This window comes from Leptospira harrisiae, assembly GCF_002811945.1.
GTDB lineage: Bacteria > Spirochaetota > Leptospiria > Leptospirales > Leptospiraceae > Leptospira_A > Leptospira_A harrisiae.
Window position 1 is genome coordinate 1107738 of record NZ_NPDX01000001.1, and the last position, 20032, is coordinate 1127769.

Sequence of the window (20032 nt, forward strand, 5' to 3'; positions counted from 1 at the left end):
TTTATGAAAGAAAATTTTAAACCGTTAGTGTTATATTTTTTTTCTGCGTATTTAATTTCTTGGATCATTTGGCTTCCTTTGTATTTGCCTAAGTTTGGAATTCATTTTTTACCAGTTCTACCTTACCATCATGCTTGGGGAGCACTTGGGCCTTTGTCTGCTGCGTTTATTTTAAACAAAATAGAATATGGCAACAGCGGTGTCAAAAGTTTACTTTCAAGAATGTTCCAATGGAAGGTCCATTGGTTCTGGTATTTCATAGCAGTTTTTAGTCCCTTTGTGCTTCTTGGATTCGCAACTAGTATGAATTATTTTATCAATTCGAAATTTAGTTTTGATGGATTGGGTAGAAGCCTTGAGTTTCCCCAGTTTGGAATTGTAACTTTCTTCTTGTACAATGTCATAGTTTACGGATTTGGGGAAGAAACAGGATGGAGAGGGTATGCCTTACCAAAGTTACAAAAAAAATGGAATGCCTTACAATCTACCTTGGTTCTAACCATTTTATGGGCACTATGGCATGCTCCGCTTTTTTTGTATCGACCTAGCTTTATGGCAATGGACCTGTTCGGAATCTTCGGATGGTTTATGTCTTTGTTTACTGGTGCCATCCTTTTGACCTGGCTCTATAATTCCTCAAGAGGAAGTATCCTTATGGTGGCTCTCTTTCATGGAACCATCGACATCGTATTTACCTCAGACTCCATCGATACAAATATAATGAACATCACCGGGTTTTTACTCGTTGTATTTGCCGTAATCGTCCTTGGATTGACGGGATGGAAACATCTATCCAAGGTGAATCGGCAGATCAGTTAATCCGACTCTTCGATCATTGCATCCCAATCGGGAAAAGGATCTTCAAACTTTGCCCAAAGTTCCGGTCCTTCTTTGTATTCTTTGTCACTTAGCAGGCATTTGTCGAGAGAGGCACGTAGTTTCTTTTCATCCATATCCCGACCAATGAGAACAATCTCTTGGCGCCTGTCTCCCCAAGGCTCTAACCAATGTGTTTGTAGATTTTTGAAGACTTCTGGATCATCCGGAATCTCTTCGTCAGGGATACTGGCCCACCAATACCCTTCAGGTTTGTAAGATGATAGGTTCCCGGCTTGGGAATACAAAACCACCCAATCCATTTGACTCGCTAGCCATACGAATCCTTTGGCACGAACCACTCCCGGTTTTTCGGAATGCAACCATTTGTAAAATCGTTCTGGATGGAAGGGACGTCTGTGCACGTACACAAAACTTTTGATTCCATATTCTTCGGTTTCGGGAACATGGTCCCCTCGGAGTTCTTTGAGCCATAAGGGGGACTGACTGGCCTTATCAAAATCAAATCGACCCGTATTTAAAACTTTAGATAGGGGGACTTTACTGTAATCCGTGGGTATGATTTCGGCATCTGCATTTAGCGAACGTAAGATGGTGAGTAATCTATTCTTTTTTTCATCCGATAAAAGACTGATTTTATTGACAATGATGGTGTCGCTAAACTCCACTTGGTCTACTAGCAAATCGACAATGTCCCGGTCATCTTCCTCACCAGCACCTATTTCTCGTTCTCTTAAGGAATCTAAACTTTGGAAGTCTTTTAAAAAATTTACCGCATCGACGACTGTAATCATTGAATCCAAGGAAACGATATCGGACAAACTAACTCCTGTTTCATCTTCAAAGGTAAAGGTTTCTGCAATAGGAAGGGGTTCTGAAATTCCAGTGGATTCAATTAGGATGGAATCAAATTTTCCATCTTTGGCAAGTTTAGTGATCTCAAGAAGTAAATCTTCTCTGAGGGTGCAACAAATACAACCATTCGACATCTCCACTAACTTTTCATTGGTGCGACTGAGACTCCCTCCGGACGCCACAAGTCTCGCATCAATATTCACTTCGCTCATATCGTTGACGATGACTGCCACACGGAGTCCTTCCCGGTTGGCAAGAATGTGATTGAGCAGTGTGGTTTTGCCTGCTCCTAAAAATCCAGAGAGAACGGTGACAGGAATTTTTGGTTTCATATGGCCTTCCTTAATGCAATATAGTTGCATTTGTTTTCCATGGGAAATTCTGTCAATTAGTAATGCAATTTCGTTGCATTTAAATCATGGTTTGTTTGAGCCCGAGTATTTCTACGCATTCTAGGGAAATCCTTGCATTTTATGAATGAAGTTCAAATTCTTTAGAAATGCAGTTGGATCCATATTACTTAAAAGCTACAAAAACCATTAATTCCATTCGCTCGACTCTACTTGTTATTTTTATTTTAGGAATCCTCGGGAGTCTTGGTTCTCTCCACAGAGACCAACTCATCATGATGCTTCTTACCACTTTCTTTTATGGTATGGTCGCATTGACACAGTTCATAATCTTAAAGAGAGGGAAAGACCCTCATGCATTTTGGTTTGTTGTCATTGATATCATTCTGATTGGTTCAAATACTTTAGGCCAGAGTATTATGGACTTGGACATTGCCTCGTCTGCCCTAAAGGACGGAGTGAATTATATCATTTCTTTTTTTATCTTATTGTATTCAGGTTTTCTGTTTTCTTCCAAACAAACATATATCATTGGAGTGATGTTAACAGTTGTTCAGATAGGCTCCTTGGTTTTTGCAGGCATTTCTGGAATGGAATTTGTAGATCGAAATGATACACATAAACTTGCATATTCCATTTCGTTACCTGTAGAAATTGTAAAAGTTTTCTTTTTAGGAATGGCTACAGTTACAATTGCGAAAATGGTGGGGCTTCTTACTTCGATTCGAGATGAAGCTGTCAATGGTAAAAAAACTTCAGAAGAACATTCAAAAGTAATGGAAAGACAAAAGGAGGCATTGGTAGAGACTGGTGAAAATTTAAATCAATCCGTTGCCGCCTTGAAAGTGTTTGCTGATGATTTGAGTAGTCTCGTGCAAAACCAAGCTGCTTCCATTGAGGAAATTTCAGCATCGCTAACAAAAATTTCACAATCCACAGAAAATTCTTTTTCTTTTGTCAAAGACCAATACAAACGAATTGAAACATTAAACGAAGAAAGCCATACCTTAGAAGGAATTGTAAAGACAGTGCGAGTTGAAATCGATACAATTTCAGGTCATATTAATGAATCATCACAGTTTAGTAATTTGGTAACGAACTCTATGGAAAACTTAAATTCAGTTTTAAACGAAGTGAGTTCCAGTTTTCAAAAAGTGGAAGATGTCAATCAAATCATGAAAGAAATTGCTGACCAAACCAATTTACTTGCTCTCAATGCTTCGATTGAGGCAGCAAGAGCTGGGGAACATGGTAGGGGGTTTGCAGTTGTCGCACAAGAAGTTGCAAAACTTGCAGAAAACTCAGCGTTAAACGCAAGTGTCATTTCCAAAACCATTCTCAAATCTAAATCTGATTTACTCAAAGGGAATTTGTCAGCGAAAGAGGCAAGTGGATTGGCTTTGAACCAAAAAAATGAAATGAATAAAATCCAAAATAAAGTGATTAGTTTTAATGAAAAGTTTATCGACTTACAAAAGTTAAATACTCGTGTTTTGGAGTCTCAAAAAGAGCTAAAAGAATTATCCTCACAATTGGAATCCATAGCCAAAGACCAAACCTTCGGCAACAAGGAAGTGATGCGAGCAGCTCAAAGTATAGAAAGTGATGTCCAGGTTGTGGCTGAAAACACAAGAGTCCTCGCCGAACATATTGAGGACATCCAGGATTTGGCCAATCGCATCAAGTGATCCTTGTCTAACACCATTAACTTAACGTCTGTCGGTTTCGTTCAGGGTGAGAGATGGGAAAACTATTTGTAATTCTTCTCACCACTTGGATCTTTGAGTGAAAGTCCTATTTAGGAGCCGACTGTATGATTTCGAATAACTATTTTAATGATAACGATGACCTAATTGATCATTTTGATTCCCTGACACCTTGGAACGAGGTAGTCGACCAATACGAACAAGGTTTTGAAGATTTTGCAGAATACCAAAAATCCGGAAAGGAAGAACTGGCATTCGCTCCTGGAAACTATGAAGATGCCATCGAGTTTTACCGTTCTACCTTAGAAGCTGGTGGAGACATTGCTGGAAACGATATTTCCCAAGTTTCTAAACAAATGGATGAAGAAGGCCTCAAATACAAAGACGGCCAAGTTAGTTTCCCAAAACCTATGTTAGACGTAGTGGAAAAAATTAAATCTGCTGGACTACTTCCATACGGAATCCACAGACATTATGGTGGATTGGGTTTGCCTTCTGTCGTACAATCGATGTTATCTGAATGTGTTTCTCGCGGAGACGGGTCACTGGCGATCACTCTTGGTTGTATGAACTTGGCAGAAACTGTAGAACGATTTGGAACAGAAGAAATGATTCATGATTTTGTTCCGAAAATGGCAGCGGGTGAACTTTGTGGGGCTATGGCCCTTACGGAACCAAACTACGGATCGGACCTTCCTAACTTACAGACAAAAGCAGTCAAAGGCGAAGATGGATCTTGGAAAATCACAGGAACCAAACGTTTTATCACTCATGCTTGTGGTTTTGGATCTGCACCTTCCATCATCCTCACACTCGCAAGAACAGGAACCACAACAAGTGGGGCACGAGGACTTTCATTCTTTTTAGTTCACTCTAAAGATGTATTTGTTGCCTCCATCGAAAAGAAAATGGGACTTCATTGTTCTCCTACTTGCGAAGTGGTTTTTGAAAACTCTCCAGGAATTCTCATTGGGGAAGAAGGAAAAGGCCTTGTGAAATATTCCATGGCCATGATGAACCAAGCTCGTCTCAACATTGCGGCCCAAGCGATGGGAATTGCCACTGCTGCATATTTCGAAGGAAAAAAATATGCAGAAGAAAGAGTCCAGTTTGGAAAAACTATCAACAACATCACCGCTGTGAAAAAAATGTTGGAACGAATGGAGCGAGAAGTAGCTGCGATGCGTTGTATCCTCTATGAAGCAAGTTACGCTGTAGACCAATATCGTTGGAAAGAAGAACGAGGAAAGATGAAAGGTCTTTCAGAGAAAGACATCAAAAAAGATGAAACTTTCAAGAAGTGGGAAAAACTTGCCTCATTATTTACTCCGCTTTCTAAATACTACATCACTGAAATGGCAAACCTTGTGGCTTATGATGCGATGCAAATCCATGGTGGGTCTGGTTATACTGAAGATTATGATGTAGCTCGACTTTATCGTGATGTAAGAATTACGAATATCTACGAAGGAACCACACAACTCCAAACAGTGGCTTGTATTGGTGGGATTGTTTCTGGTATGACGGAGACAGGAATTTACCGTGAATACTTGAAATCGGAAATGGCTACGTTTGCCGCAAGTAATGGCCTAAACGATTTATTCAAACAATTTGAAACAGTTGTAGCTGAATTTGCTGAAATCGAATCCACTCCACTTCGTGAAGAGTTGGCATTTGAAGTCGTAGAATCAGCAGCCCGTTTCCACAATAGTTTGTTACTCGAGAGAAGTATTGGTCGTTCTAAGGTAGAAAGAAGGTCCTATCGTAAATCGATTACGGATGCTTACATCCTTGATAGTTCGGCAATCCTTGCATCGAACCTAACAAAGATTCGTGGAAAGAAAAAAACACCAGTCACTGCTTAATAAAGCTGATTCCAATCCTCTTCTTCCTTGTTACGCTTGTTTTATGGAAGAAGGGGAGGGTGTAATCTCATCTAACAAACCTGACATTCGCCTCTCTTCTCCATTTTCTTGGAGGGGAGATACTTTCCCTCCCATTTTAGATTCAGAAATGCCAGATCATTTAAGTAACATTCGTGATTTAGGAATTCCTTATATTTTCGATATCCATACCCATTTTTTCCCAGAGACGGTTATGAAACTCATTTGGCGTTGGTTTGACAATGTGAACTGGGCCATTGGATACAGGTTACCTGAAGCGGAACGAGTAGAACGACTCCATCACAATGGGATCAAACGTTTTACTACATTAAACTATGCTCATAAAGCAAATATGGCTTCTTCCTTAAATGATTGGACTTATGCCAATTACAGGAATTGGAAGGGAGCTGTTCCCTTTGGAACTTTTTATCCAGAAGAGGGAGTCATCGCTTACGTAAAAAAGGCTGTGGAAGAATACGGGTTTCGCGGGTTCAAACTTCACTGTGAAGTCTCCAAACTCAATTTAAACCGCCCGGAACTGGCAGATACCTTTCACTATTTACAAAAGAAACAAATTCCGATTCTCATTCATACTGGGACAGCACCACTTCCTGGTGAGTTTACAGGCATCCAATTTTTTAAACCATTTCTTGAAACCTATCCGAAGTTACGTGTGATAGTCGCCCATATGGGAGCTCATGAAATCTCCGCCTATGCTTCGTTACTGGAAGGATATCCTAACCTGGGACTTGATACGACGATGGTATTTGTAGATTTCCTTGCCACGGGCAAAACTCTAGATGTGGATTCTGCGATTCCGTATTTGGAGAAATACCAAAACCAAATTTACTTTGGATCCGATTTTCCAAATATTCCTTATAACCTAAACCACCCCATTCGTCGGTTTTTGGACCTACCTATCAGCAACACAGCCAAACAAAAAATTCTCTATCAGAACGCAGAAAACTTATTTTTTAAATGAAACGTGGTTGCATTTGCAACAGCGTTGCAAATGATAGGCCCACAGAGGTATTTATGAAATTCGCCAAAATTTTTCTATTTTCAGTGTTCACTCTCTCTGTTTTCAATTGTGCAGAACTCTTTTCTTCCAAAGAAGATAAAAATGATGATCAACTCATCCTAGCGCTGCTGGTAGGAGCCAATTGTCCAAAAACAAATGTTTCCACTCCTACTTTTGGAACCAAATTCGATTTTACCAATTGTTCAGGGGATGCAAACCTTGCCCTCGCTGGTTCAGGTTTCCAAGCAAACAATGTAACTCTTAGCGGTGGACTTGTGGGAACAAGTAACAACTCTACAATCATAACGAATGCTTCTAGTCTTTCTAATTCTGGTGGTAATAAAAAAGCCTCTATCGAAATTGTTTACCAATTAAACTCTGCTTTGTCTACCATCTCTGCAATTCTGCCTTCCACAACTGCGTTTGGTGGGCCAGGGTTTTTCATCAGGGATACAAAAGCTGATAAAATTGTAAATGGATCATCTTCTGCTTTTGGAACAGCCGGGACACCTTGGGCTTCTTCCGTTGGCCAAGAGAAAACTCTTTGTTTGGAAATTCACGAAGAAGGTTCGGGTGCTCATATTTTCGGTTGGCAAGGAACTTGCGCTACCGTAGACCGTAGTGCCTACCAGTTTGAAGAAGAAAATGTCGTCGTAATTATTTCCGGTGATAGAGTTGCCTTACGGATCAATGGAGCTACTGTCAAAACTTTGACAATTTATAACCAGTCCATTGGAACTGCTGGTTCATTTCTTTAAAGAAAAGGATTTTGATTGAAACAACTTAATATCAATCAACTCACTCGACTAAAACTATTATCACTATTTGTGATAATAGTTTTATCTGCATCCACATGGTCGCAAACATCAAAGTGGGAAACTGAATTAGAAGATCGTACCAGTTCCAAACAAACCGGATCGTCCCCGGAAAAATCGAATCAATCTGAACCTGATAGCTGGGAAGCAGAATTAGAAAAAGATGTAAAAGACCAAGAAATAAGAAGTAAATCTACAGAAGGGAGTCGTGGTGTTACTTCGAACGTTCAACAACCAAACCAAATCAACAGGTCAGCGCAAAATTTGATGATGGATGTTTCTGCCACAATTGATCTTGTTGGGGCATGGGACCGTAACAAACCACGAGGTACTGGTGAAAGAATTGACAACAAGTTGGACGTAAGGACTGCCGAATTTGGATTTACTGCTGCTGTTGATCAATGGATGAGAGCTAATTTTTTAGGTGCAGCTCATGGTGAGGATGGCAAGTATTATTATGAAGTCCATGAAGCCAATGTACTTTTTCCTTTTTTACCTTTTAATACCTCTTTGAAAGTGGGGCAGATGTTTGTTGATATTGGAAGATTGAACCGTATTCATTTACACGATCGACCTTTTACCATGAATCCAATTGTCCATGAGAAATTTATTGGTTTTGAATCTGTAATGGACACAGGAGCAGAGTTTAGTGTTTTGCTCCCATGGAAATGGATCACACAGGAGCTCGTGTTAGGTGCGACGAATGGTAAAAAATGGGGTCATTCGCATTCTGAGGGATTACAAAAAAATAATCCTATGGGATATGCACATCTCAAACATTTTTATTATTTTGGAAATAACTGGGGTACTCAATTCGGATTTTCTGGTGTAAGATTTGAGCCGACAACCGATCGAAGAAACCAAAGGCATTTATATGGAATGGATGCTGTTTTACGTTGGAACCGATCCAATTTAAGAGAACTAATGATTATGTCAGAAGGTTGGTACCAACAGGAGATATTCCCTGAACAAATGGATCCCAATACTTACCAAAAATCAAAAGCACCTTCGAGAGATCAGTGGGGGTATTACTTTTTTGTGGATTATAAGTTTCACCAACTTTGGTCATTGGGTTACCGCTATGATTATTTTACCGATAAATCCCTGGTCGACAAAAATGGGAAACAAGCAGACAATGCAATCGAAGGCCATTCTACACAAATTACCTTCCATAGTTCTGAATTTGGAAGAATTCGCGGTTCGGTGGAAAGACGTTACATCCAAGATTTTTCCAAAACAGAATTCCAGGAACAACGGGAATGGAGATTTTATGTGCAAGCAGTTGCCATTTTAGGTTCGCACCCTGCACATAGTTATTAAGAGGAAAATTTAATGTTAAATTTAAAATTCAAAACATACTATTATTATAAAAATACACTTTTTTCCTTTTTTGTTTTTTTCGTATTTCTATTTGTTTCTCCATTGGCCGCAAAAGTATCGCTCGTTGCAAGTATCTCCGATATCAAATACATCGCCGAACAGATTGCTGGCGATAGAGCAGATGTTTATGGAATGATAAGAGGGACGGATGACCCGCATTTTGTTATGACTAGACCTGATTTTCTTGTTAAACTCAGTGAAGCAGATGTAATTTGTGTGGTCGGTCTTGATTTAGAGGTAGGCTGGATTCCTTATCTCCAACAACAATCGAGAAACATGAAAATTCAAAAAGGCCAACCTGGTTATTGTGATACTTCTTTTGGAGTTAAAATCCTTGGAGAGCCGACCGTAATGATGGACAGATCAATGGGTGATATGCATATTTATGGAAATCCACATTATTGGAATGATCCTATCAATGCGATCCAAATGGCACAAAATATAAAAAATGCCCTCACTCGTGTGGACCCTTTGAATGGCGAATACTATGAAGGAAATTTTAATTCGTTTAAAAAACGTCTCATCCAACTTACAAAAGAAGAAATGAAAAAAATGGAACCTTATTTTGGACTGAAGGTAGCAGTTTTTCATGACCAGTTTGTTTATTTGGCTTCCAGGTTTAAATTTAATGCCAACTTAACCATAGAAGAACGACCCGGAGTTCCACCTTCTGTTCGTTATATGGACCAAGTCATTAGTTATATGACAGCAGAAAAGATAAAAATTATCTTGATTGGTCCTTATCATAATCCAAAGTATGCTGAGTATGTATCTTCAAAGGTTCCTGGGAGTGTCGTTGTCACCTTGCCAGTTTCTGTCGGAGGAAGTCCAGAATCTCTGACTTACGAAGACACACTCAGATTGATGTTACAAAAAATACGAGATGCAAGCGACAAAACTAAATAATCCAGACACTCCTGTTTTATTGATTCAAACAAATGCACTTAGTGTGGGTTACAGGAAGGAGTTTCCTGTGGTATCCGACATCTATTTGCAAATCCATACCGGCAAAACCTATGCCCTAGTCGGTGGGAATGGGGCTGGAAAAACCACACTCTTTCGTACATTGACAGACCTTTTGCCTCCACTTTCGGGGGAGATTTCCTTTTCAAAAACATTTACCACTTCTTATGTTCCCCAAGCAAAACGTATGTCATTGGAATTCCCTTTGCGAGTGGAAGACGTTTTGTTAATGCCCAAAAACATTGGGCTCAGCTTTTTACCAAAAAAGAAATTTTCCGATGAGGATATGGCGCTTATCGAGAGAACGGGCGTTAGTTCTTACTTAAAAAAACAAATTTCTTTATGTAGTGGGGGTCAGTTACAAAAGGTCCTGATCCTACGTTCTCTATTAACAAAAGCCAATTTGATTTTTTTAGATGAACCCATGGATTCTTTGGATCATAATGCCAGAGAGTTGTTTCAAACAGTTTTATCTGAATATCTAAAGGAAGGAAACCGGTCCCTATTTTTTATCACCCATAGTTTAGAACATGATTGGGGATTTGGGTTTGATGAAATTTTTGAAATAGACGAAGGAAAACTCTACAATATCACTAGTGGAGAACGCCCACCTAACTGCCATCATCATGACTAATATACTTTCTAGTTGGACTTTATTTTTACCACAAATATTAGTGGGTAGCCTTGTTGGGGCACTTCTTTCTGTTCTTGGAATTTTGATTGTACTCAGAGGTATGACTTTTTTTGGAGTCACATTATCCCAAGCAGTTACTTTTTCTGTCGCCTTATCCTTGTTTATGGAGTGGCCTGGAGAAATTTTCCCTATTCTTTTTTCCTGTGTACTTGTTTTCCCTCTTTTGTATGTCAGAAAACTAAGAGGAATGAAAGAAGAGGTAATTCTTGGAATCCTATTTGTATTCTTTTCTGCGGCTTCGCAAGTTATGTTGGCTCTTGGTGGAAATGTACAAAACCATTTGATGGCTGCTTTTTTTGGTGATATTTTGACTTCACAAGTAAGGGCAGATTCCTTTGGAATTTATATCGCAGTTTTCTTTTTTATCCTATATCTCAGTTTTTTTAGAAGGTTTCTTTTTATCAGTTTTGATCGGGACGAATATAAAATACAGGTAGGAAATCCTCTTCCCTTTGATCTTTTGTTTTATATCATTCTTGCTGCCTCTCTCACTGTGGCTGTCAATCTACTCGGAACCTTCTATAGCATCGCCCATTTAATTTTACCGGTTTTTGCCTTATTACCACTCATTCGGTCATTAAAACTTTTAACAGTTGTTTGTGTTTTGTTTTCAGTATTTGCCACTATATCTGGTTTCTTAATTTCTCTGATTGGAATTGAAAAAAACGGAGAATTGATTTATTTTCCGACTTCTTCCAGTATCATCTTAGTTCTTTGCGGACTTGCATTTTTTCTCCACCTGATTCGGTTTCTTACCACTTCCGTTTTTTCCAAATCTGTCCGATAGATACTATGTGGAACTAATCCCTTGTAATACCTGCGGTGAAAATCGCTTCCGTCCTATTTTTACAAAAGAAAGCCCTCTGGGCGAAACCTTTTCCATTGTTTCCTGTGTTCGTTGTGGGCTTGTCCAAGTGAATCCCCAACCTGATTTTTTAGCAGTGAAAAAGTATTATGATGATTCATATTTTACCCAAAGGACTGAGAGAGGGTATGACAATTATTACTCAGACAAACTTCGGACTGAAATATCTCGGGTTTTCCAACTCAACCTAAAGGATTTGGATTTTTTTTCTTGGGAAAAAGTTCGTATCTCGCAATTGCCACCAGGAGAAAAACTTTCTTCTTTGGACATTGGATGTGCTGCCGGTTATTTTGTGACATACCAAAAAGAACGTGGTTACGATGCCTTTGGAATTGAGATTGCTGATGGTCCCGTTCGGTTTGCGAGAGAAACCTTAAAACTAAATATTTTCCAAGAAAACTTTTTGGATTGGGACAATCAGTTCCAAAAACAATTCGATGTTATTACACTTTGGGCAACCATCGAACACCTTCACAATCCAAAGGAAACCTTAGAAAAAATTCAAAAACATTTAAAACCGGGCGGGGTGCTGATTTTATCCACCTGTCGTTATGGGTTACTGGCAAAACTGGGTGGGAAAAATTGGCGGTATCTCAATGTCCCTGAACATCTTTATTATTACTCGTATCAGGGATTAAAGAATTTACTATTGAGTTTGGGTTATCGAAATCCAGTTTCCTTTACCTATGGAAGCGGAATGACCTCACGTGCCGGAGCAAGTTTATCTTTCAAACTCCGGAAACGTGTGATGGACCAACTTGTAAAGTGGTTTCAGTTAGGTGATATGATGGTTTATATGGTGAGGAAGGCGAACTAACCTTCTAGCGATTTTAGTATATCCTCTACGCAGAAGGCTACCACTTCATCCAATTCTGCGGTGGCATCCACAAAGATCGTAGACTCAGGTAAAATCGCCAAATAGTTTTGGTAGATGCGGGTTTGTTCTGCATCATCATCAAAAACTTCTTCCTTACCGCCACGGCTTGTTCTTCTTTCTAATGCCTCTTCTGGAGATAAATCTAAAAAATAAACTCTGTTGGGTTCCGGAAATCCTCTATCTTCATTTTTGTATAAGATGTCTGCTGCATGTTCTTCATCTCTACCTTGGTAAGCTGCAGTGGAAAAATAATAACGATCTTGTACAATTGATTTACCATTCTTTAACGTTGGTAAGATGACTTCATTGACTGAACATTCTCTATCGGCAATAAAGGTTTCAATTTGTTCTTCTTTGGATAGTTTGAGTTTTCCTTGTAAGAACTCTCTGATCTTTTTACCGTGCACACTGTCTGTTGGCTCTCTATGCCAAAGGTTAGGTATGGATTTTGTTAAGAGTGCTTCCGATACCATTCGAGAGACTGTAGTTTTCCCGGATCCATCGATCCCTTCAAAGACAAAGAACTGATTATTTTGGGGCATATCCCCTCCATTTTAAGAATGGTCGTTTTTTCCTCGACTTATTTACTAAACTCGGCAATTTAGTCTAAGGAGCAAAAACATGAAAAAAATTTCGTCTATGCTGATCATTGCTTTTTTGGCTGTATTTATGATTAACTGTGCCTCTGAAGAAGTTAAACAAACGCCAGTGGTGGAAGAACCAAAACCTTCCAAAAAACCAAAATTGGATGATTCATTCAAAACTAGAGCTAGAGATATTAAATAATTTCTACTCAAAACCAGGACCACCCCGGGAAACTTGGGTGGTTTTTTTATACCATTTCGCTTAATTAATAAGCAAAAAATACTTTTTAATTCAGCCTCCGTTCCCTATTGCCTCACCATTAAGCAATTTGCAGTAAAATTCCCTACAATGCTTACTGGTACCGATCTTGCATTAAAAGACTGTATCCATCTATGATTACAGAAAGAGAAAGTCATCAGTTTCTGCGCGATTGGAAAGAATGGTTGTCTTGCGGAACCCTTGTTCCCGTTTTCCAACCCATCCTTTCGTCCGAATCCACTGGTATTTACGGTTATGAACTCCTCGGGCGTCTTTCCACACCGGAAGGTTTGTTAAGTCTTGGAGAATTCTTTTTATCCCAGACTTTTGGTTACGATGAAATTTTTTTCCTGAAAAAAAAAGTCGATGAAGAGATCCGTTTTACTGCCTTACAAAAATTTGCAAAAGAAGCTCCTGCAGAAACCAAGTTATTTTTAAACATTTCACCGAACGTAATGTACCATGCGTTATTACAATTGGAAACTACACTTCCACAAACCATCCAAATGGTAAGAGAGGTGGGTGTGGATCCGGAAAGGATTGTGATCGAAATTACAGAAGAAAGGTTTCCACATAATTTAGAATTATTACGACCTATTCTCAATTTATATCGGCAAGAAGGATTCTCCATCGCTGTCGATGATGCGGGATCAGAGGCCAGTAATTTAGATAGAATCGGACTATTTCATCCAGAAATTATCAAAGTTGACTTACAGATGTTAAGAAGGTCAACATTCTCAAGAAACTTCAAAGAAATTTTAATCAACTTGTCTAAGTTAGGTGAATCATTAGGTAGTAGTTTACTTTTTGAAGGAATCGAATCCGAAGATGAATTGTATAATGCTTTGAATTATGGTGCAAGATACATCCAAGGGTTTTATTTTGCTAAACCAGAGCCAACTTTTGCCAAACGTTTTGATTATAGAACAGAGATGCAATCTTCCTTAGAATACTTTCACGCTCGCAAACAATCGGAGATGAATCGCCAAATCGAATGGGAAACCATTTGGAAAGATAAACTATCTGAAATTATGATGGGGTTTACCGAAGAAAATGGAATTTGGGAATGGAAGGGTGGTTTTGAAACCAGTGTTTTTGGAGATGGGGATTTTTTTCGGATGTACATCACAAGCCCACTTGGGTTTCAAGTTTCTCCCAATTATTCCCGTGACAAAACGGGGAATATGGAACCAGATTATTCCTTCCTTGGAAAAAACTGGTCTTTTCGTCCTTATTTTTTTGAACATTTGCATAAATCCAAAACCAGTAGGGATGCTTGGACTCTCTCTCAAATGTACCATGATATATCTGAACGGATGATGTTGCGGACATTTGCTAGAAATCTTTCCGAAAACTTGATATTATTTATCGATGTGGTTGTCTCTAGGTCCTGAAAGGTTTTGCGAAAATCCCTCTCTTGGGAGATGATGACAATCGATATGGCAAAAATACAATTTTTGCAATTACCAGTGCCTCCGCCATCTTACTATGCAGCCACGGGAAATGTTCCCCTAGCAGCTGCTAGTTTAGCAAGTTGTCTAGAATCCAAAGAAGATCCCGTCTTAGGAATCAAACCTTATGTCATCCCACCGGAAGATACTGACTCCTTAGGAGACAAAGAACTAATCAATCGAATTGCCAAAGAAGGTCCTGACTTTTTAGGCCTCTCTCTTTATTTATGGAATACAGAACGTAGTCTTTACATCGCAAGAGAAATTAAAAAAAGAAATCCAGAAACAACCATTCTGATTGGCGGGCCTGAGGTAAATGAAGACAACCCATATGTATTGGGGGAAAGTGGTTATGATATCGCTGTATCGGGCGAAGCAGAACATAGTTTTAGAAATTTGATGCGAACCCTTTTATCTCGGTCATCATTAGAAGGTTTGGAAAATGTGGCCTACAGAAGAGAGGATGGAACTCTCTCCGCATTTGGAACACAAGCGGCAGCAAATTTTCCACTTACCGATTTTCCTTCTCCTTATACCACTGGCCATTTAAAGGTAGATCCCAAACGTTCCACATACTTGGAAACTGTGCGAGGTTGTAAATCGCAGTGTACTTACTGTTTTTATCCTAAGTCATCTCAAAATCTTAGGACCCTTGACATTCCAGAAACCATTCGATTGATTTCTGACTTAAAGGATAAAGGGGCAAGGGAACTTGTTTTTTTAGATCCAACTTTCAACCATAGACCAGGTTTTGAAAATTTTTTAGATGCCATTGCCGAAGTGAACTCAGATGGTAAGATGTCTATGTTTGCCGAGTTACGTTCAGAAGGTGTGACACCTAAAATTGCAACTAAACTTCGTAAGGCGGGATTCACTCGAGTGGAACTCGGCCTACAATCCGTAAACGAAGAAACTTTGAAACGAGTGAAACGATACGGTAGTCCACACAAAGTAGCAGAAGTGGCAAAGATGTTGGCTGGTGAAGGGATGGAACTACTTCTTGATCTCATCATTGGTCTTCCAGGTGACACTCCAGAAGATGTAGAAAGAGGAATTCATTTCTTTTTGGAACATGGACTCGGGGAATGGGTCCAAGCCTTTCCTTTGTCTGTTTTACCTGGAACTGCGATGCGTAGGGATGCAGAAAAGGAAGGCCTATCTTTTATGCCAACACCTCCTTATCGAATCATTCAAACTCCCACTTTCAGCCCAAGGGACTTAACAGAGTCTTTGTACTTTGCAGAAGATTTATTGGAAAGAAGGCTCGATGAATTCCCAAGACCGTTTTTATGTGTCGCAGATCCGGAGAAAAATGACAGAATGGATCTGCAGTTTACAAGTTCTGGAATTCGTTTTTTTAATTCTGGATTAGAGGAATCTTTCGGTAAGGTGAATGATTGGTCAGGCAGTCGCCATCACAGTGTTTGGTTTCATTCCGAAAATTTAAGAAAAGACCTTTCTCAAATCCAATCATACATTGCAGAAAGGATTGGTTCTGAACCTTATTCTACTATTGATTTTGTGATTCCTTTGGTCTCTGTCCCCAATCAAATTGATGTTTCAAAACTTGTTTCTACAATTGAAACTAAACGAAATTCTTATTTATCTAGGACTTTGGCACATCGGGGAGAAAACCTCCAACACCGACTGGTTTTTGTTTTTGATGGAAATCATTTGGAACTAAGAAATTGGAGAGAAAAGGAATTGGATTCTGCTGCCTTTTTAATCTATGAAAGAGTGGCTACAAACAGAATCAAAAGTTTAGACCCCGCAGAAGAATCTTTCTATTTGGTCGAAGGTGAAAAGTTAGACTCAAAAGATTTTGAATTTTTAAAACAAAATATGGATCCTGAGACCATTACTTTTTCCTCTCGAAAATTAGAAGAAAGATGGTCTATGGAAGTTTTGGGTTACGGAGAATTGTAAATTAGGATTTATGGTTTTGTTTTCGAAAGAATTCCACGTTTTCCAAAAATCTTTTTTTCTCACCAGAACGGGAAGAATGTCCAGCAATCGCTAAACCTACGGTTAGGTGGCCTTCTTCATTTTTGGTGATTGTTTTAATGGTCCCAAATGCTGTAAGAGGGGATTGCATTTTAAAAAATATATCAAATTGGAATCCCGAAAGTTTAGGCAAACTTTGGATAAGATCTGGGTGATCTACAATCACTTTGAGTCCACCTTCCGAAATATCTATTACTGGAAATTTTCCATCTGACTTAATCATATTCGAATGGCGGATTCGATCTACCATTTCAAAACATAGAGTTTTCATTTCCATGGCTTTTAGCAAATCAAAGGTTTCTGACTTACTTTGCATTTGGATGTACCCAATTGGGATGGATTCTTCTTCATCAGTCAAATAGAGAATGGGAAGGATGAGTTCGGATTTAATTTTTTGGTTTCGTTTGTTATTGATTTCTTTATCTATATCTTCTTCGATCTCATCTGAAAAAACTAAAAAGTCTTCATTCGGAGCGGACTCATAAGATTTGCGATCGGTTGCATCTTCTAACAATAAACCTTTTTTCGTTTTTTTAATTTGGCGTATGATTTCCGAATCTTCGCTGGAGTTAAAAGTAGAAATTTTTATAAAATCAACTGAGTTTTTGAGTTTAGTTTCATAGTCTTGAAAATTTACTTTCACGGCCGTAGGAACATGAAACATATCGGTTTCAATTTTTGCCTTACTAGAAACCACATTTGTAATCCAGGCAGACCCGGGAGGGACTGGAATTCGTGAACTTTCCCTATCTTTTTTTGCAATGGCAATTTTATCTAAATGGAGGACGTACTGCGATTCCCCTTTTTCTTGTTCCACAGTACATTCAAGGTGAAGGTACCGGCCTAAAATTTTGTAGAGGGTGATTTTTTGACCCACGGAAAGGGTCATCGTGGGGCGAACGCTGATGAGAACCTTGTTGCCGTCTGCAGATACTTTTTTTAAAAAACAACTTTCCCCAGAGTGGATATTGTCCTTTAGACTCAATTCCTGGTTTAATAAAAATTTCGTCAAAACATGGAGTTTTTTTTCTTTGTCAGAAAAAACATCCAAAGATCGCTTACTTCTTTCTAGTGTTTCCATAAAAGGTCGTGTTACTTACTATTATCGGACGAATTTCTCCTGAAATTCTCTTGCACGGAGAGTTTTCTTGCCTAAAGTAGAAAAAGGAAGGATAATTATGTCAAATCAACCCCTACCAGGATCTGAGCTTTTCGATGGAGTCAGTGGACAAGAGCTCTTCTCGGTCAACATGGGACTTACGTATCGGGACTTTTTAGTTTTACCCGGATACATCGACTTTAACCCAAGTGATGTAGAACTCGAAACCAAACTTTCCAAAAACATTTCCCTCAAAAGACCTCTGATGAGTTCACCGATGGATACTGTTACCGAGTCAGAAATGGCCATAGCACAAGCCCTTATGGGTGGAATCGGAATTATACATTATAACAATAGTATTGATGAACAGGTTGATCTTGTTCGAAAAGTAAAACGATACGAAAACGGATTTATCAAAGACCCAATCCTTCTTTCTCCGGAACATACACTTGCTGATTTAGATGCAGTCAAAGAAAAATATGGTTTTAGTGGGATTCCTATTACTGAAGATGGAACCGCCAGCACAAAGTTAGTTGGAATTGTTACTAACCGAGATGTGGATTTTGAAAGAGACCGTGGTATCAAACTTGGAAAGGTAATGACAACCGACCTTATCACTGCAAACGTTGGAATCAGTTTACAAGAAGCAAACAACATCCTAAGAACAAGTAAAAAAGGAAAACTTCCAATTGTTGATAAACAAGGAAAACTCGTGGCTCTCATTTGCCGTAGTGACTTGAAAAAAAATAAAGAGTTTCCTCAATCTTCCAAGGATGACCAAAAAAGACTACGAGTAGGGGCAGCATTATCCACCTTACCAGAGTCACGTGATCGAATGGCGGCACTTGCAGAAGTCGGCGTGGATGCTATCATCATTGATTCTGCACAAGGAAATTCCAGTTACCAAATGGAAATGATCCATTGGATTAAATCAAATTTTCCAAACATTGATGTGATTGGTGGAAACGTAGTTACGAAAGCACAAGCTGCGAACTTGATTGCAGCCGGCGCCGATGGACTACGAATCGGAATGGGACCTGGTTCCATTTGTATCACACAAGATACGATGGCTGTTGGAAGAGCACAAGCCACTGCCGTATTTAAAACTGCAGAATACGCGCAGGCACATGGAGTTCCCGTGATTGCAGATGGTGGAATTTCCAATATTGGGGACATTGCCAATGCACTTGCGATTGGTGCATCCATGTGTATGATGGGATCTATGTTCGCAGGGACAAAAGAAGCACCAGGTGAGTATTTTTATGAAAATGGAATTCGTCTAAAGAAGTATCGGGGAATGGCGAGTTTGGAAGCGATGAGTAAAGGTGGTGACAAACGTTACTTCTCTGAATCACAAAAGATCAAAGTAGCACAAGGTGTTTCTGGATATGTTGTGGACAAAGGATCTGTTTTAAACCTCATTCCTTATCTGGTACAAGGACTCAGACAAAGTTTTCAAGATATGGGATTTCGAAATATTCCTGACTTACACAAAGCATTACGAGAAGGAAAACTTCGTTTTGAAAGAAGGACAGAATCGGCCCAAGCACAAGGTAGTGTGCATGGATTGTATTCTTACACAAAACCTTCCATGAGGGCGGAATAACAATTTTTAATGAGATACCTTTGGATCTTCATACTTTTTTTTAGTTTCGTTTCAATAGAGGCACAAGGTTCACCTGACTCTAGTTTGTCGGCGCAAGAACTTTTGGCAAGACTGGACCGAGAAATGGATTTCGGGAAAGGTCTTGTAAAAGGTACTTATGTTCTGATTCGTAGGAACGGAACTTCGGAAACTTGGAAGATCAATCGGTTTTTTAATGGGGAAGATGCTCTCCTTCTTTTTGATAGAAAGGGGAGAGGGCTTGAATCCAAACTTTTGACAAAGGACGAAGGAGAAAATGTTTTTTTCTTCAATGTTCTCAGTGCCAAACTCTTTCGAAAAACAGATGATGAAAAATACGAGTCCCTTATGGGGACTGGATTTTTTTATGTCGATCTATCAGGTTACTCTTATCAGGCCAATTACAATCCTTTAGTGAACGGGGATTTGGAAATAGGTGGAGAAGTATACTACCGGATTTCTTTAAAACCCATCCTCCCTTACTTTTATAAAAAATTAGTCCTACTTGTGGGAAAAAAAGACCTAAAACCATACCGTGTGGACTTCCATGATCGGGATGGAATTTTATTCAAAACCTTAAACTTAAAATACGGTCCTGTAAAAGTAAAAGAAATTTCTGGAAAGGTGGAAGAAATTCAGAAAGCATCTAGGTTAGAGATGTTAGATTTGAATACAGGAAGTATCACCGTTTGGGAAATCCAAGAAGTTGATAAATCAGTAAATCCTGATGCTTCTTTGTTTGCAGTCGATAATCTAAGCCGATAA

General features: G+C 39.1%; 18 protein-coding genes. 15 read left to right on the forward strand and 3 right to left on the reverse strand.

Features of this window, described 5'->3' with window-relative positions; translation table 11 throughout:
• The first annotated feature begins 3 nt into the window (after positions 1-3).
• Positions 4-819, forward strand: coding sequence for a type II CAAX endopeptidase family protein (locus CH364_RS05100; RefSeq protein WP_100743423.1), 816 nt, complete (start codon positions 4-6; stop codon positions 817-819).
• On the opposite strand, the gene zigA is transcribed toward CH364_RS05100, so the two are convergent.
• Positions 816-2024 (reverse strand): zinc metallochaperone GTPase ZigA, encoded by a 1209-nt coding sequence (gene zigA / locus CH364_RS05105; protein WP_100742487.1) that lies wholly within the window; start codon positions 2022-2024, stop codon positions 816-818. The genes CH364_RS05100 and zigA overlap by 4 nt on opposite strands.
• A 167-nt stretch (positions 2025-2191) precedes the next feature.
• On the opposite strand from zigA, the gene CH364_RS05110 reads away from it, so the two are divergent.
• From CH364_RS05110 to CH364_RS05150, 9 genes are all read left to right on the forward strand, one after another.
• Positions 2192-3730, forward strand: a complete 1539-nt coding sequence (locus CH364_RS05110; protein ID WP_100742488.1) for a methyl-accepting chemotaxis protein — start codon at positions 2192-2194, stop codon at positions 3728-3730.
• 125 nt (positions 3731-3855) lie between these two features.
• Positions 3856-5613, forward strand: coding sequence for an acyl-CoA dehydrogenase family protein (locus CH364_RS05115; protein ID WP_100742489.1), 1758 nt, complete (start codon positions 3856-3858; stop codon positions 5611-5613).
• A gap of 43 nt (positions 5614-5656) precedes the next feature.
• Positions 5657-6613, forward strand: coding sequence for an amidohydrolase family protein (locus CH364_RS05120; RefSeq protein ID WP_100743424.1), 957 nt, complete (start codon positions 5657-5659; stop codon positions 6611-6613).
• Between the two features lie 53 nt (positions 6614-6666).
• Entirely contained in the window at positions 6667-7410 is a 744-nt protein-coding gene (locus tag CH364_RS05125; protein WP_100787860.1) for a hypothetical protein, read from the forward strand.
• 69 nt (positions 7411-7479) lie between these two features.
• On the forward strand, positions 7480-8787 hold the full coding sequence (locus CH364_RS05130; RefSeq protein WP_423790170.1) for a TonB-dependent receptor: 1308 nt from the start codon (positions 7480-7482) through the stop codon (positions 8785-8787).
• Positions 8788-8799: 12 nt separating this feature from the next.
• Positions 8800-9753, forward strand: a complete 954-nt coding sequence (locus CH364_RS05135) for a metal ABC transporter substrate-binding protein (protein ID WP_100742491.1) — start codon at positions 8800-8802, stop codon at positions 9751-9753.
• On the forward strand, positions 9731-10444 hold the full coding sequence (locus CH364_RS05140) for a metal ABC transporter ATP-binding protein (RefSeq protein WP_100742492.1): 714 nt from the start codon (positions 9731-9733) through the stop codon (positions 10442-10444). Before CH364_RS05135 ends, CH364_RS05140 begins: the two co-directional genes overlap by 23 nt.
• On the forward strand, positions 10437-11291 hold the full coding sequence (locus CH364_RS05145; RefSeq protein ID WP_100742493.1) for a metal ABC transporter permease: 855 nt from the start codon (positions 10437-10439) through the stop codon (positions 11289-11291). The genes CH364_RS05140 and CH364_RS05145 overlap by 8 nt, the downstream gene beginning before the upstream one ends.
• Positions 11292-11298: 7 nt before the next feature.
• Positions 11299-12186, forward strand: a complete 888-nt coding sequence (locus tag CH364_RS05150; protein WP_100742494.1) for a class I SAM-dependent methyltransferase — start codon at positions 11299-11301, stop codon at positions 12184-12186.
• Here the strand turns inward: CH364_RS05150 and tmk are convergent.
• A complete protein-coding gene (gene tmk / locus CH364_RS05155; RefSeq protein WP_100742495.1) occupies positions 12183-12788 on the reverse strand; it encodes a dTMP kinase in 606 nt (201 codons plus the stop codon). The two genes, CH364_RS05150 and tmk, sit on opposite strands and share 4 nt — an antisense overlap.
• A 79-nt stretch (positions 12789-12867) precedes the next feature.
• Here tmk and CH364_RS18680 point away from each other — a divergent pair, with 79 nt between their 5' ends.
• From CH364_RS18680 to CH364_RS05165, 3 genes are all read left to right on the forward strand, one after another.
• The gene (locus CH364_RS18680; RefSeq protein WP_002973824.1) at positions 12868-13032 is read left to right on the forward strand and encodes a hypothetical protein; all 165 of its coding nucleotides are present in this window, start codon (positions 12868-12870) and stop codon (positions 13030-13032) included.
• A gap of 191 nt (positions 13033-13223) precedes the next feature.
• Positions 13224-14483, forward strand: coding sequence for an EAL domain-containing protein (locus tag CH364_RS05160; protein ID WP_100742496.1), 1260 nt, complete (start codon positions 13224-13226; stop codon positions 14481-14483).
• Positions 14484-14528: 45 nt separating this feature from the next.
• The gene (locus CH364_RS05165) at positions 14529-16466 is read left to right on the forward strand and encodes a B12-binding domain-containing radical SAM protein (RefSeq protein WP_100743425.1); all 1938 of its coding nucleotides are present in this window, start codon (positions 14529-14531) and stop codon (positions 16464-16466) included.
• A gap of 1 nt (position 16467) precedes the next feature.
• On the opposite strand, the gene CH364_RS05170 is transcribed toward CH364_RS05165, so the two are convergent.
• Complete coding sequence (locus CH364_RS05170) at positions 16468-17625, reverse strand: DUF1577 domain-containing protein (protein ID WP_100742497.1); 1158 nt, start codon at positions 17623-17625, stop codon at positions 16468-16470.
• 97 nt (positions 17626-17722) lie between these two features.
• Between CH364_RS05170 and guaB the strand changes: the two genes are divergently transcribed.
• Together guaB and CH364_RS05180 are read left to right on the forward strand one after the other, a co-directional pair.
• Complete coding sequence (guaB, locus tag CH364_RS05175; RefSeq protein ID WP_100742498.1) at positions 17723-19249, forward strand: IMP dehydrogenase; 1527 nt, start codon at positions 17723-17725, stop codon at positions 19247-19249.
• 9 nt (positions 19250-19258) lie between these two features.
• A complete protein-coding gene (locus CH364_RS05180) occupies positions 19259-20032 on the forward strand; it encodes an outer membrane lipoprotein-sorting protein (protein WP_100742499.1) in 774 nt (257 codons plus the stop codon).

Coding starts and splice junctions, on each gene's coding strand:
- CH364_RS05100 (WP_100743423.1), top strand. CDS start 4: ATGAAAGAAAATTTTAAACCGTTAGTGTTATATTTTTTTTCTGCGTAT.
- zigA (WP_100742487.1), bottom strand. CDS start 2,024: ATGAAACCAAAAATTCCTGTCACCGTTCTCTCTGGATTTTTAGGAGCA.
- CH364_RS05110 (WP_100742488.1), top strand. CDS start 2,192: ATGCAGTTGGATCCATATTACTTAAAAGCTACAAAAACCATTAATTCC.
- CH364_RS05115 (WP_100742489.1), top strand. CDS start 3,856: ATGATTTCGAATAACTATTTTAATGATAACGATGACCTAATTGATCAT.
- CH364_RS05120 (WP_100743424.1), top strand. CDS start 5,657: ATGGAAGAAGGGGAGGGTGTAATCTCATCTAACAAACCTGACATTCGC.
- CH364_RS05125 (WP_100787860.1), top strand. CDS start 6,667: ATGAAATTCGCCAAAATTTTTCTATTTTCAGTGTTCACTCTCTCTGTT.
- CH364_RS05135 (WP_100742491.1), top strand. CDS start 8,800: ATGTTAAATTTAAAATTCAAAACATACTATTATTATAAAAATACACTT.
- CH364_RS05140 (WP_100742492.1), top strand. CDS start 9,731: ATGCAAGCGACAAAACTAAATAATCCAGACACTCCTGTTTTATTGATT.
- CH364_RS05145 (WP_100742493.1), top strand. CDS start 10,437: ATGACTAATATACTTTCTAGTTGGACTTTATTTTTACCACAAATATTA.
- tmk (WP_100742495.1), bottom strand. CDS start 12,788: ATGCCCCAAAATAATCAGTTCTTTGTCTTTGAAGGGATCGATGGATCC.
- CH364_RS18680 (WP_002973824.1), top strand. CDS start 12,868: ATGAAAAAAATTTCGTCTATGCTGATCATTGCTTTTTTGGCTGTATTT.
- CH364_RS05160 (WP_100742496.1), top strand. CDS start 13,224: ATGATTACAGAAAGAGAAAGTCATCAGTTTCTGCGCGATTGGAAAGAA.
- CH364_RS05165 (WP_100743425.1), top strand. CDS start 14,529: ATGGCAAAAATACAATTTTTGCAATTACCAGTGCCTCCGCCATCTTAC.
- CH364_RS05170 (WP_100742497.1), bottom strand. CDS start 17,625: ATGGAAACACTAGAAAGAAGTAAGCGATCTTTGGATGTTTTTTCTGAC.
- guaB (WP_100742498.1), top strand. CDS start 17,723: ATGTCAAATCAACCCCTACCAGGATCTGAGCTTTTCGATGGAGTCAGT.
- CH364_RS05180 (WP_100742499.1), top strand. CDS start 19,259: ATGAGATACCTTTGGATCTTCATACTTTTTTTTAGTTTCGTTTCAATA.